Here is a 13,437-nt window from a genome sequence, read left to right as displayed (position 1 = left end):
TGCACGAATGATTGAAGGGCAACAGCAGATTCCCTTCGGGAATGACAAACCAAAAAGCAAGGGCCCCACATCTTGAGGGCGAGATGTGGGCACCCGTATTGGTTTGATTGATGAGGAGCTGGCAATGAGTTGCTAGTCCTTGTAGGGGTCCCACTCGTTGGCGCCGGCCATGGCTACGCCTACTGGTGTCAACGTGTGGAGGATGCGCACGGTGTTGCTGTGGGCATCGAGGACCTGGTTGAGGCGCTTGTAGCAGTGAGGGGACTCGTCGACTCCTGCGCCGCGGAGTTCAACCTTTGCTGTGGTTACGGCTTCGCGCATCATGTCGCTCGTGACCCTGGCTGCGCGCTTGACTTCGCCGGTCTTGCGATCGGTGACGCCGGTGGCTTCGCGACGGCCCATGACGCGGCCTGCGCCGTGGACGGTGGAGTACATGGACTGCTTCGACTCCTCGCTGTCGATGCCTTCGAGAATGACGGCGGGCTCAGCCATGGTGCCGCCGACGAATCCTTTCTGCCCGGGGAAGGCGGGTGTTGCGCCTTTGCGGACGACCCAGTACTGTTCGCCACCGTGCTCTTCGCGCCAGGCGAAGTTGTGGTGGTTGTGGACGCTCTCCACGATGGGGGCGCCGAGGATTTTGGCGACGCGTTCGCAGACCCAGTCGCGGCCTGCGTAGGCGTATTCGCCGGCGAGCGTCATGCCGCGGATGTATTGTTCGCCCAGGTCGCTGTTGGCATCGAGGACGCAGGGTTCTACTTCCATGCCGTCTTTTGCTCCTGCGGCTTTGAGGAACCAGGTGGCGATGCCGTGGCCGAAGCCGCGAGAGCCGAAGTGGACACCGATCCAGACGCGGTCCTGCTCGTCGGTGAAGAGATCGACGTAGTGGTTGCCGGAGCCGATGGTGCCGAGCTGGTTCTGCGCTTTCTGCTTCTGCGCGCGGGCGGCGGGGACTTCCCAGCCGGGATGATTGGCCTCGAAGATGGCATGCTCGACGCGTTCGTTGTTCTTCTGGCCGACTCCGAAGCTGATGGTGGTCCAGATGTCGTCCATGATGCGGGCGATGTTCGAGCGCAGCTTGCTGCCCGGCATGGCAAACTCGTCCAGACGCACGGCTTTGTTGCCGCAGGCGATGTCGAAGCCTACGCCGGAGGGGCTGATGGCGTTCCTGTAGGCTACGACGCCGCCGATAGGAACGGCGTAGCCGAGGTGACCGTCTGCCATGAGCGCGGCGCGGTCCGCGGTGGCGGCACAGGTTTTTATCTGGGAGAGAGTCTTCTCTTCGTGCTCTCCCCATACGGGTATGTTGCCTATGAGTTTCATGTCATGCTGCTTTCTTTCTTTGGGGTTTGAGTGGAGGTTTGTGGCAAAGCAAAAGCCCCAGCTTGTGGGCTGGGGCTCTCGACGAAGAAGCTGCTGCAGATGCAGGGCTATGCCGTGGATGGACCCCAGTCCGGGCGATACGCGGGCGCGTCCAGCTTGGATTCGCTGAAGTGGCCGAGCATACGCGATGGATTGAGGTTCTGCATGGCTATTTTGCTCGTTTGAGCTTTCTTACTAAAGCATGATTGTGGGGTGAATTGCAAGGGATGCATTCACCTTTGTTAATCCATGCGTGGTGGGTGCGGGGCTAAAGTTCCTCCCTTTTCTTCGCTTTGGTTCAGGGTGTGCATGCCGCTGCTCCGTCCGGGTTTGTGCTTTGCACGCGTTCGGAGGGAGCAGCAGATTCCCTTCGGGAATGACAAACAAAAAAAGCAAAAGCAAGAACAAGAACAAAAGCAAAAGCAAGAGCAAGAGCAAGAGCAAAAGCAAGAGCAACAGCAAGAGCAAGAGCGAAAGCAACAGCAAGGGCAACGGCTGGGGGAGTTAGTTGGCGGCGGCTTCTATCAGCTTTTGGAGGCTGGGTAGGAAGACGAAGCGGATTAAGGCGCTGGGTTTTTCTGCTTCTGTGATCTGGGCTTGTTTGGTGGCTTTCCAATCGGCGCTGGGGTGGGCGCCGGCGGTCAGGAAGGTGAGGGCTTCGAGGCCGGTGTCGGCGAGGTCGCCTAGCTGGTGGGCGCGGGGGCCGATGTCGCTTAGGCGCGGGGATTCGAGGGCGAGGGTCTGGAGCTCGGGGGCGGCTTTCTGCCACTGCTCGAAGATTTCGCGGAGGTGGGCGGCGGCGAGGGCGCGGGCTTCGGTCGAGGAGCTGGGGTCGAGGAGGTCCTGGACCTGGTCGTTGAAGTCCTGGCGGAGAGGCGGGTCGGCTACTACGGCGTCGACCATGCGGTTGAGGGACTGGAGGGCATCGGTTTTCTGGGTGTCGCTGCGTTCGCCGAAGCTTACCGGCTCTAGGGCGGCGGCGAAGGTGTCGATGACCCAGGTATCGGTGTCGCCGGGGTGGGTGGAGGCGATGAGGTTGCGGCGGAGGGTTTCGGGGCCGCTGATGTGGGTGAGGCCGGTGTCTTCGAGCTGGAGGGAGGCGATGCGCAGCCGGCGGTACATGTCGGGGACGTCGCGGCGGGATTGCGGGGACCAGAAGCGTTCGGCGATGGCGAGGAGGCGGGGCCAGACGCGGGAGTCTACGGTTTCTTCATGGAGCTGCTCGGCCCACATGGTGGCTTCGCCGCCGAGGATGAGTTTCTGCTGGTCAGGGGTGAGCTTGGTGTCGGCGGGGATGGGGTCGGCGAGATACATCATGTCGCTGGGCTTTTCGGCGTCGAGGTAGTAGGGAGCGGAGAGGATGCCCTGGTAGCCCTGCTGCGCGCCGGTGGCGAGCGACTCTTCGCCGCGCCAGCTCTGGATCATGATGTCCTTGGGCAGGGCGGGGGCGAGGATTTCGTCCCAGCCGACCATCTTCTTGTGGTGTTTGGTGAGGATGGGCAGGAGGCGGGTGTTGAAGTAGGCCTGGAGGTCGGCAGGCTTGGCGAAGCCTTTCTGCTTCATGTAGGCGACGATGCGGGGATTGTCGAGCCAGTTGTGGTCTTCAACTTCGTCGCCGCCGATGTGGAAGTAGGCGTCGGGGAAGATGGCGGACATTTCGCCGACGAACTCATCGATGAATTTGTAGAGTTTTTCGTTCGAGGGGTCGAGGGCGGCGCGGGTGGCGTCGCGGACGTTGGGGACGAACTTGATGTCTTCGCCGGAGCCGTATTCGGGATAGGCGAAGACGGTCGAGGTGGAGTGGCCGGGCATGTCGAATTCAGGGATGACGCGAATGCCTCGGTCGCGGGCGTAGGCGACGATTTCGCGGAGCTGATCCTGGGTGTAGAACTCGCCGCGGGAGGCGTTGGCGGTGAGCCTGGGGTATTTCTTGCTCTCGGCACGGAAGCCTTCGTCGTCGGAGAGGTGCCAGTGGAAGACGTTGAGCTTGGCGTACTCCATGGCGTTGAGCTCGCGCTTGACTTCGCTGATGGGTTCGAAGTGGCGGACTACGTCGAGCATGAAGCCGCGCCAGGCGAAGCGCGGGGTGTCGGTGATGGTGACGTAGGGGAGGGCGCAGGCGCCTTCGTGCAGGGTGACGAGCTGGAGGAGGGTTTGGAGGGCGTGCATGGCGCCTACGTCGGTGGCGGCTTTGATCTGGGCGCCGGCGGCGGAGACGGTGAGGGAGTAGGTTTCGTCTTCGTTGATGGACTGGATGGGTTCGCCGGGGGCGGCGACGGTGAGGGTGAGGGTTTCGGCGCTGGTGGCGGGGTAGTTCTGGGGGCGGGCGATGTTGCCGCACTGGCGGTCCAGGCGCGTGAGTGCGCGGGTGAATGCGCCCTGGAGGCGGGGGTCTTCGGGGTGGTTGGTGGTGGCGTGGAAATTTTTGTCCAGCGGGAGGTAGCCGGGGGTTTGCTGGAGGGAGCTGGGGTAGGGGATGAGGTTCAGGGTCTGCTGGGCGGCTGCTGGGAGGGTTGCGAGGGCCAGGAATAGCGGTAGGAATTTGCGGGGCGTTTTGGGAATCAAGATTTGGCTCCTATGCGGTTGTGGACAGGATAACGCGTCGAGGCAGCAAGTCAGCGTGCCTTCGGCACGTTAGCGAGTCAGCAAGTCAGCGGCGGTTGTTTCGATCGATGCAGACAGAAAGGCAAGGCAACTGCACAGAGCAAAGCAAATGCAACAGCAGATTCCCTTCGGGAATGACAAACAAAAAAGGCAGCGGCAAAGGCAAAGACGAGCGCGGGACAACAGCGCTAGCGGTCGGATTTTGCTGTGATTTTTTCTAGTTGGGTTTGGTGGAGCTGAGCTGCTGCTTTGTTGCCGGCGGCCTCGGCTGCTTTTGTTGCGCCTGCTAATGAGCGGAGGCGGTTGGGTTCTTTGGCTAATGTGGCTTCGAATTCCTTCTGGGCTTCTGCTGGCTGGTTGTTGGCTAGCAGGAGTTCGGCTAGCAGTTCTCTGGCTGGGGCTAATGGGCCGGGGGTTACCGCGTTCTTTTCTGTCTTGTCCTCGTAGGTGGCGGCTTCGCGCATGGTGGCGATGGCCGTGGCTTTATCGCCTTGCGCGAAGGCTAGCTGGGCTACTACTTCCTGGTGCTGGATTTCTACCTGGATGGCCCAGTACATCTCTTTGGCGGCTGCGAGTTTGTCGTGGATATCTGCTAACGCGGCTATGGCTGATTTGGCGGCTTCTATGTCGTTGATGTGGGCAGCGCCGAGGCCGCGGGCGAACCAGGTGATGGCGTCGGTGTAGGCGAAGGCGGTGGGTAGGACTTCGAGCCTGGCGGCGGCGGGCCAGTCGCCACGTTCTAGGGCGTAGCGGGCGGGGATGGCGGCGTGGGCGAAGTAGGCTGCAGATGGGCCGGCGGCTCCGCCTACGGTCATCTTGGGGTCGAAGTGAGTGAATACTTCATTGGCGGACTGGACGGTGGCGAGGGCGGCTTTGTTCTGGCCGGTCTGGAGATAGGCGTAGACGAGGTAGTCATCGGCGTGGAGCTCGTCGGCGGGCTGATGGAAGCGGCGGGCGGATTGGGCGGAGAGGATGTTGGTGTCGATGGAGGCTTGCCAGTTGCCGACGCGGGTGAAGGTGTGGGAGGGCATGTGGAGGGCGTGGGCCGTGTCCGGAGCAATCGCTCCGTAGCGCTGGGCGGCGTTGACGGCGCGGCCGGCGAGGGCGGGGACGTCGTAGGTGTGGATGATGTAGTGGGCGAGGCCGGGGTGGTCGGGGTATTGGGCGAAGAGCTTGTCGAGGATGGCTCCGGCTTTGAGCTGGTCGGCGTAGGTCTTGTCGGCGGGGTCGGCGGCGGCGGCGAGTGAGAGGGCGTAGAAGATGGCGGCTTCGGTGTCTTCGGGATAGGTGGCGCTCAGGGTGGCCATGGCTTTTTCGTAGGCGACCATGCGGGCGTGCTGGGGGATGGTGGCTGTGCCGGTGTAGAGAATGGCTGCGGCTTCGATGTACGCGTTTTCGCGGGGAGATTTGGGGTGCTGGGCGCGGGCGGCTTCGATGGCTTTGAGGCCGAGGTCGAGCTGGGCCTGGGCTTTCTGGCCTGCGCCGAAGGGGTTGCCCCAGTTGCTGAGGGCGATGCCCCAGTTGGCCATGGAGCATGTCGGGTCCTGCGTGAGGATGGTGTTGAAGGACTGGATGGCGCGGGCGAACTGGAAGGAGTGCATTAAGGCTACGGCGCGGTCGAAGTCGGGCTGGACTGTGGGAGCGCAGGTGGTGGCGAAGTGGACTGTGCCGAGGTGGTTGCCGTGATCCATGTGCTCCATGGATTCCTGTGCATGGGTGGGGATGGCGAGGGCGAAGAGAAGCAGGGGGAGGAGATGAAGTTTTGGCATGGTTCTCCTGATGGGTTGGATGATAGCGGAAGAGCCCGGGGCTGAAGCCCTCTTTCTTCTGCGAGGCTATTCGGGGGAGAACAATGCCCTGCTCGTTTCGATATGTGCTTCCTACACGATTGGGGATGCTTGCTTAGTTCCCACCCTTTGCATAAGGCGCAAAGGATGGAGAGCCCGCATCTTCTCTGCTTAACCGCAAGACAACAGCAGAGTTCTCTTCGGGAATGACAACCACAAAGGCAACGGGAAGAACAACCGGGAAGAACAACCGGGAGAACAACCGCAGTCAAAAGAAGCGATAAAGGTCTTGTTTACTTCTTGAGACCAACATCGGAGAGCTTGATGCCCTGCGATGCCATGTATGCGTCCCGTGTCCTGGCGAGATTGGCAGCGGATGCGTTGAACTCGTTGCGCAGCTTGAGAGCCTGAGCATAGCGGCTATCGAATTGTTTTTTCGTATCGGCGGAGCTGATGACGATGGAGGTTTTGCCAACGGACATCTCGTTCAGGTGTTGCATGGAGAAATCATAGAGATCAAAACTCGCCATTGCCCATTTTCGTTCAGCAGTCAACATGTCGGCGCGAGCCTGCATGACAGAGGAGGTGCTGAAGGTGCTCTCAACACTGGCGATGAAGTCCTGCTGGTCTGCCTTGGAGAGCCCTGAGTTCTGAAGATGAGAGCGGAGCATGTCGGGGAAATGTTGAAACTTCTGTGAGGTGTCCTCGTCGAGGGTGAGTTTCTGTTGGACGACGCTACGAGCGTGCTCGAGAGCGGACCGGCTGGCGAAGGTTTGGAGAGCGTAGAGTTTGGGGAACTGTTGGTTGAGTTGGGATTGGCGGGCGTTGTAGTCGACGCTGATCTGCCGCATTTCGGCAAATAGCTGCGACGTTGTGGCCACGGTTTTCCTGTCGTAATCCGGGGCATTGACGGGGAGTGGGCGGATGCCGGCGAGGGTTTCGAGCATCTGGTCTTTGGGCAGGTCGGCGAGGCTTGCTTCACGGCCTACGAATGCCGAAAAGGAAGCAATGATGGCAAGTGCCAAGAAGGCGAGGGAGAACCAGAGACCGTTGCGGCGGCGTTTGGCGCCTGCTATGGCGTAGGCGATGAGGAACGGGAGAAGGAGGCTGCCGAGGAAGTAGCCCATGGCTTCGCCGGTCAGGTCGCGGTGATAGCGGAGGAAGGTGGACCAGGCGATGAGCACGATTCCGGCGAGCAGAGCGAGTACCGTGAAGGCGAAGCGAATGGGTCTGGGTTGGGCGGAGACCGGCGGGGGTGGTGGCGGCGGCGCGATAAGGTCGACGCTGCATTGGGGGCAGATGGATTGGCCTGAGGTTATCTGGGCTGCGCAGTTAGGGCATTGCATCAGAGCGGCTTTCATTGCTTGCGGTTGGTGTGGAACAGCTGATTCCCAGAGGGAATGACAGAAAGAAGAGCAAAGGCAAGAGCAAAAGCAAAGGCAACGGCAGAAGCAGGTTCCCTACGGGAATGACAACTAAAAGAAGCGATGACGGAGCGGCAGTTCCCGTTATCGGTTGCGGTTAGCTGTTCTGGTATTTCCAGTGGCGCTGCTTGCCTTCTGCGATCCATTCGATGGCTTGCTGGATGCGTTTTTGTTTGGTTTCCTCGCGCTTGGCGTCGGCGATCCATTCAGTGTATTCGCGTTTGCAGCTGGGGCTGAAGGCCGCGAAGACTTTGCCGGCGGCTTTGTTGGCTTTGAGGGCTTGCGTGAATTCGGTGGGAACTTCGGGGGCTGGCTTGGGGGCTTTGACTACCTTGTTCAGTTTGCTTCTTGCGGCGATGGGACTGGTGTAGGTGCCGTTGTCGATGAAGGCTGTGGCTTGTTTGAGGAGGGCCAGCATCTGCTTGTTGGGCGGGAGGTCGGCGATGTTGGTGATGCGGCCTAGGGAGCCCATGCCGCCGTCCTGGACGAGCTTGGCTTCGCGGAGGACGGCGCCGATTTCTTCGCCCCAGAAGCCGAAGCTGCAGTGCTCGTTGAAGGCGGAGATGTTAGCGAGGATGGCGCCTTTGTATTCGAAGAAGGGGCGGGACCATTTGATGGTTTCGACGACGCCTGGGCAGGCTTTGTGGACGAGTTCGCGGAGGTGGTGGAGGATGGGCTGGGCGAAGGGTTTGGCCTTGTTGATGTAGATGTCGATTCTTGGGTCGTAATTGGATTCTGGAGGCATAAGTGGCTCCTTGTGGTTTTAGGAGAACAGTGTACATAAAGGCAGCGAGTTAGCGTGCCTTCGGCACGTAGCGAGTCAGCAAGTTAGCGGTATTGTTCTGGTGCGTACTGGGTCTGTTTGGCGTGGTATTTTTGGCGTTATGAGGATTCGGACTTTTTTTGTGGTGGTGCTGGCTTTTGTGATGGCTGGTGTGGGTCGGGCGCAGGTATCGGGCGTGGATGTTGCGAAGGCTGTCGCGGTGCTGCAGAAGTGGTATGTGCCGGAGACGGGGATTTATAAGTCGACGGGGTGGTGGAACTCGGCGAATGCGATTACTACTCTGGCGAACTACAGTCGCGTGGCGGGGACGAAGGAGTTTGTGCCGGTGTTTGCGAACACGCTGGAGAAGGCGCAGACGGGGCCGGATGGGGCGGTGGGTTTTCTGAACAAATATTACGACGATGAGGGCTGGTGGGCGCTGGCGTGGGTGGATGTTTACGACCTTACCGGCGATCAGAAGTACCTGCGGCAGGCGTGGTCGATCTTCAAGGACATGCAGCTTGGCTGGGAGACGGAGAGCTGTGGCGGCGGGGTTTGGTGGAGCAAGGATAACAAGGACAAGAACGCGATTGAGAATGAGCTGTTTCTTTCGGTGGCGGCTTCGCTGGCCAATCGTGAGAAGGATGCTGCGCAGAGGGATGAGGCGCTCGAGTGGATGCGCAAGGAATGGGTGTGGTTTAAGGGGTCGGGGATGATCAATTCTTCGAGTCTCATTAACGATGGGTTGAAGATGAAGGACCCGGGTAAGTGCACGAACAATGGGCAGCGGACGTGGACGTATAACCAGGGTGTGATTCTGGGCGGGATTGTGGAGATGGTGGCGGCGGAGAAGAAGGCTGGGCATTCCGATGGCGGGGCGCTGAAGATCGCGAAGGCGATTGCTGAGGCTGCCATGGTTGCGCTGAAGGATCCGAATGGGGCGCTGGGGGAGCTGGAGAACGCGCATGATGGTGGGGATGTGCCGCAGTTCAAGGGGATACTGGCGCGGAATCTGATGATTTTGAATGGGCGTGTGAAGCTGCGTGGCTATCGGGAGTTTGTGCGGAAGAATGCGGAGTTGATCTGGACCAAGGATCGGAATGGTGAGGATCAGCTGGGGATTTTCTGGGGTGGGCCGTTTGATCTGGCGGATGCGGCGCGGCAGAGTTCTGCTTTGGACTTGCTGGTGGCTTATCGGCAGGGACTAGGGAATAGGGATTAGTGTGTGGTTCGTGCTTTACACGGAATCGAGCGGGCTTTCAGCCCTAGTGGTTCTTGTGCTTGTTTACCCAGCCCGTTGGGCTGGGCTGGTATGGCGACGCGCCTTTGGCGCTGCTTGCGACGGCAACGGTAGATTCAACTTCAGGGGTGACAGATAGAAACGCCAGGGCAAGGGCAAGGGCAGATTCCCCTGAAGGGAATAACAGATAGAAAAGCAAAAGCAAGTGCAAAGACAGAAGCAGATTCGCTTCGGGAATGACAACCAGAAGGGTAGGAGTGGTGGCGCGTTTATGCGCTGGCTGCTGTGGCCTTTTGTTTTGGGGTGAATTTCTTTTCGTAGTAGTTGGACCAGATGGCGATGGCTGGGACGCCGAGGATGGTGGGCCAGAGCCAGACCCACCAGGCTGCTCCGAACCAGTGGCCGAGGTTGACTGCTGAGAAGGCGGTCATGGCGGCGATGTAGCTGGCGATCATGCCTTGCATGTGGGAGAACCACCAGAACATGCGTTGCGTTGGCGGCTTGAGGAATTGGCGCAGAGATAGGCTGCCGAGACGCATGCCGAGGAATCCGAAGACAATGGAGACGATGCTGATCTTGTGGCCTGCTATCTGGATGATGCCTACGCCCATCTGGCGCGGGTAGAGGAATCCGCACAGGCACAGAAACGCGCTCGACGCGATGGTGATGATGGCTGCGAGCCAGTCGACGAGCTGCGGCTTCTGGCCTTTGTACATGTCTTTGAGATAGAGGACGCGGTAGGCTGCGAACGACGCGTAGAAGCTGAAGACGGCGACCATGGCGAGGAAGAAGATGGGCAGGGCGAAGGAGAGGGTGATGGCGGTCACGGCGACGGTGGCCATGCCCCAGAAGTAGACTTTGCCCCACTGGCGATGGTTCTGGCCGCCTTTCTTGGTGAGGAGGGCGACGGGCGCGCAGAGGAAGGCGATGCCTCCGGCGGTGATGTGGATGTAGAGGAGGACGCGAAGCCAGAGTGCCCAGTTGCCGTGGATCATGGGTTCCCTTCCCTTTGTGGGCTGGATTGGGATTCAGGGTAGCACGGTGGAGACAGGGAACAGGGATTAGGGAACAGGGATTAGGGATTAGGGATTAGGGATTAGCGGGCCTGGCATGTTCGTTGTTGATGGAAGCTGCGATGGGGCGCGGGGGATCTGGTTATGGGTTATCGGTTGCGGTTTGGAGGAGTGGTCTTTTTCTGTTTGGATTTGCGGGATTCGGGGATGCGGCCTATGCGGGGATCGTGGGCGAGGACCAGGTCTGCGGCGTGCATGGAGTCGGATTCGAAGTGGGGGCTGTCGGAGGGGATGAGCAGCCAGTGCTGGATGACTTCGCCGAGGAGCTTGATCTTGCGGATGGAGGGGAATTCTTTGCGGAGGGTCTTCAGGTTGGGGGTGTTTTCTGCGAAGGCTGTTTCGGAAAAGACGAGCCAGAAGCCGTTGTCTTCGGGGTGTTTGAGGCTGTCGCGGAGCATGAGGACGATCCTGTCGCCGATGTAGATGGCGTGGGCGCCGAACATGGGGCGGATTTCGGGTTCGAGCTCGGTCAGGGATTCCTGGATGAAGGGGTAAGGGATGGGTTTGCGCTTTGGTTTGGGTGCGGAGCTCGGAGGGCGCGGCATGGGGGAAGGATAACTCCGGCCTGGGGCTGGGTGCATCTCAGATTGCATGGGAATGGTGCGGATTGGGACGGCGGGATGGAATGTGCCTCGGGAGCATGCCGGGCTTTGCGGTGCGGTGGGTACGCGGCAGGGTACTCATCTGGAGCGGTACGCGGCGGCGATGCACTGCGTGGAGGTGAATTCTTCGTTTTACCGTCCGCACAAGTTTGCTACATGGGCGCGGTGGGCGGCTGCTGTGCCTGCGGACTTCCGGTTTGCGGTGAAAGCGCCGAAGGCAGTTACGCATGCGGCGAAGCTGGTGGATTGCGGCGGGTTGCTGGTGGAGTTCTTTGGGCAGGTGGCGGGGCTGGGGGAGAAGCTGGGGCCGGTGTTGTTTCAGCTGCCGCCGAAGGGCGGGTTTGAGGCAGGGGTGGCACGGGAGTTCTTTGCTACTGTGCGCGAGGTGTATGCGGGGGCGGTGGTGCTGGAGCCTCGTCATGCGGGTTGGTTTACGGGCGAGGCGGAGCGGTTGCTTCGGGAGTTTGGGGTGGGGCGGGTGGCGGCTGATCCGCCTGCTGGGTCTCCGCTGGCTGCGCGGCCGGGTGGGGATTTGGGGGTGCGGTATTACCGGTGGCATGGGTCGCCGCGGACTTACTGGTCGCCTTATGATTCGGAGCGGCTTCAGGGGCTGGTTGGGGAGTTGAGGAGTTATCCGGACGGGGAGAGTTGGGTGATTTTTGATAACACGGCTGCGGGGGCGGGGTTGGGGAATGCTGCGGAGTTGAAGGGGCTTGTCGAGTGAGCAACTCCCGGGACTTAAGCCCCTCCTTTCTTTGGATTCGGATTCTGTGTCCTGAAGGCTATTGCTCCCTCCGGAAAGGCAGAAGCAGATTCCCTTCGGGAATGACAACAAGAAAAGCAAGAGCAAGTGCAAGGACGAGAGCAACAACAACGGCAACTACGCCAGCAACGGCGTTCATTGAGTTGAGCAGTTAGTAGGAGTTATAGGCGTAAGGGAGCCAGGGGGTGGTGTTGATGCTGGGGCCTGAGGTGGTGGCGCCGGAGGGGGATGGGCCGGCTGCGCTGTTCCACCAGTTTTCTGTGGCGTCGACCCAGCCGGAGCCCTGGTTGAGGATGCCTATGCCTGCTGCGTCGAAGTCGTTGAAGTGGGCGGTGATGTAGCCGGCCGGGGCGCTGAAGGCGATGTCGATGGACTCGTCGCTGAAGTCGTTGTTGGCGATGACGATGCCGGTGATGGGGGCGGCGGAGTAGATGTTGATGCCGGTGCTGCCGGGGGTGTGGGCATCGGCTGTGTCGGCGGCGTTGCCGTGGATGTGGTTGCCGATGATGACGTTGTCGTTGAGGCTGACGGGTGGCGCCATGGGTGCGTAGCCGTGGATGTGCATGGTGACGCCGGGAAGGCCATTGCCCCAGAGGGTGTTGCCGGTGACGACGTTGGCGGTGTTGCTGTTGCCGGGGCCGGGGGCGAAGATGCCCACGCCTGCGCCTGCGCCGGGAAGCAGCAAGCCATTGTGGTAGGACTGGTTGTTCGCGATGGTGTTGTGGGTGATGCCGAAGGGCAGTCCGCCGATGGCGTTGGGATGGCTGGCGAGGGTGATGCCGCAGGCGTAGCCGTTGTCATGGACGACGTTGCCGTCGACGAGGTTGTCGGAGGTGGGTCCGGTTTCGTCGGTGATGAGGATGCCGCCGGAGTTGTCTTCGACGAGGTTGCGGACGAGCGAGGAGTGGTTGGAGGAGATGACGTGGATGCCTTCGCCGCAGTCCATCGCTTCGCTGGTTTCAAAGGAAGGAATGCCTGCGCACGCGGATTCTCCCGGCTTGAGCGCCTTGTTGTTGTTGAGGACGTGGTTGCCGGTGATGGTGATGTTGTTGCCGTTGGCGACGAGGATGCCCTCGTAGTTGGCATGCTCGACTTTGAAGCCGTAGACGGTGACGTTGGCGATGCCGGCGAGTGGCGCGGCGGCCATGCCGTCGACGAAGATGCCGTTGTTTTTGCCGGCTGCGTCGATGGTGGGCGGGTTGAAGGGGTCGCCTACGAGCGAGAGGGACTTGGTGATGTGGACGTCTTCGTTGTAGGTGCTGGCGGCGACGGTGATGGTGTCGCCGGGGGCGGCTGCGGCTACGGCAGCGCCGATGGTGGACCAACAGCCTGAAGTGCCGCCGTGATTAACGCAGAGGGTTGCGGCAGAGGCTGAGGCAGCGGATGCGCCGATTAGAACGAGAGCGAAGAATGCCTTGTGGAAATGGGCGCAGGAAAGCATGCGTGGAGTAAGACTCGACGTCACGGTGGTTCTCCCTTGGTGATGTGTGTGGGGGCCGGAGAGGCGGTGACGATTGCGGGGATGGTGGCCGGCTACTTTCTGACCGCGATGATTGTAGGAGTGATGCGAGGGATTGGCAATGAGAAAGAATGTCAATTTCTAGCTACGGCGCCGGCCGGCTGGGGATGGCAGCTGCCGGTGGTTCAGCGGGTATAAGAGAACGCACCGGCATTGGTGGCTTAGTTACGTTTAGCGGGTTAGCGCGCTTCGCGCGTTAGCGAGTTGGCAAGTTAGCTGGATTTGTGGTGGCGCTTGCTGGGCTGCGCTCTGGTGGTTTTGAGTCTGGAGTTGCAACAGCGGATTCCCTTCGGGAATGACAAA

Annotated in this window: 11 protein-coding genes; 3 read left to right on the top strand and 8 right to left on the bottom strand. The window is 60.5% G+C overall.

Going from position 1 to position 13,437, the window contains the following annotated elements; genetic code table 11:
• Positions 1-132 precede the first annotated feature (132 nt).
• Positions 133-1,320: an RtcB family protein gene (locus tag AC5S27_RS23970; RefSeq protein ID WP_493937084.1), complete on the bottom strand. Its 1,188-nt coding sequence runs from the start codon at positions 1,318-1,320 to the stop codon at positions 133-135.
• A 348-nt stretch (positions 1,321-1,668) separates the two neighbouring features.
• On the opposite strand from AC5S27_RS23970, the gene AC5S27_RS23965 reads away from it, so the two are divergent.
• Complete coding sequence (locus AC5S27_RS23965; RefSeq protein WP_493937083.1) at positions 1,669-1,905, top strand: hypothetical protein; 237 nt, start codon at positions 1,669-1,671, stop codon at positions 1,903-1,905.
• On the opposite strand, the gene AC5S27_RS23960 is transcribed toward AC5S27_RS23965, so the two are convergent.
• The 4 genes from AC5S27_RS23960 to AC5S27_RS23945 form a co-directional block, all read right to left on the bottom strand.
• Positions 1,864-3,924: a beta-N-acetylhexosaminidase gene (locus tag AC5S27_RS23960; protein ID WP_493937082.1), complete on the bottom strand. Its 2,061-nt coding sequence runs from the start codon at positions 3,922-3,924 to the stop codon at positions 1,864-1,866. The genes AC5S27_RS23965 and AC5S27_RS23960 overlap by 42 nt on opposite strands.
• 227 nt (positions 3,925-4,151) lie before the next feature.
• Positions 4,152-5,732 (bottom strand): hypothetical protein, encoded by a 1,581-nt coding sequence (locus tag AC5S27_RS23955; protein ID WP_493937081.1) that lies wholly within the window; start codon positions 5,730-5,732, stop codon positions 4,152-4,154.
• Between the two features lie 311 nt (positions 5,733-6,043).
• On the bottom strand, positions 6,044-7,096 hold the full coding sequence (locus AC5S27_RS23950; protein WP_493937080.1) for a hypothetical protein: 1,053 nt from the start codon (positions 7,094-7,096) through the stop codon (positions 6,044-6,046).
• Positions 7,097-7,271: 175 nt separating this feature from the next.
• Positions 7,272-7,919 (bottom strand): YdeI/OmpD-associated family protein, encoded by a 648-nt coding sequence (locus AC5S27_RS23945; protein WP_493937079.1) that lies wholly within the window; start codon positions 7,917-7,919, stop codon positions 7,272-7,274.
• Between the two features lie 139 nt (positions 7,920-8,058).
• Here AC5S27_RS23945 and AC5S27_RS23940 point away from each other — a divergent pair, with 139 nt between their 5' ends.
• A complete protein-coding gene (locus AC5S27_RS23940) occupies positions 8,059-9,159 on the top strand; it encodes a glycoside hydrolase family 76 protein (protein ID WP_493937078.1) in 1,101 nt (366 codons plus the stop codon).
• 287 nt (positions 9,160-9,446) lie between these two features.
• Here the strand turns inward: AC5S27_RS23940 and AC5S27_RS23935 are convergent, their stop codons facing one another.
• Both AC5S27_RS23935 and AC5S27_RS23930 read right to left on the bottom strand, forming a co-directional pair.
• On the bottom strand, positions 9,447-10,172 hold the full coding sequence (locus AC5S27_RS23935) for a DUF2306 domain-containing protein (RefSeq protein ID WP_493937077.1): 726 nt from the start codon (positions 10,170-10,172) through the stop codon (positions 9,447-9,449).
• 167 nt (positions 10,173-10,339) lie between these two features.
• A complete protein-coding gene (locus tag AC5S27_RS23930; protein ID WP_493937076.1) occupies positions 10,340-10,795 on the bottom strand; it encodes a hypothetical protein in 456 nt (151 codons plus the stop codon).
• 46 nt (positions 10,796-10,841) lie between these two features.
• Between AC5S27_RS23930 and AC5S27_RS23925 the strand changes: the two genes are divergently transcribed.
• On the top strand, positions 10,842-11,576 hold the full coding sequence (locus AC5S27_RS23925) for a DUF72 domain-containing protein (RefSeq protein WP_493937075.1): 735 nt from the start codon (positions 10,842-10,844) through the stop codon (positions 11,574-11,576).
• 190 nt (positions 11,577-11,766) lie between these two features.
• Here AC5S27_RS23925 and AC5S27_RS23920 read toward each other — a convergent pair whose 3' ends face one another.
• On the bottom strand, positions 11,767-13,080 hold the full coding sequence (locus tag AC5S27_RS23920; protein WP_493937074.1) for a right-handed parallel beta-helix repeat-containing protein: 1,314 nt from the start codon (positions 13,078-13,080) through the stop codon (positions 11,767-11,769).
• Positions 13,081-13,437: the final 357 nt, after the last annotated feature.

The organism is Acidicapsa borealis, from assembly GCF_059115245.1.
The sequence above is the reverse complement of the archived record's forward strand: the minus strand, read 5'-3'. Positions and strand labels throughout refer to the sequence as shown.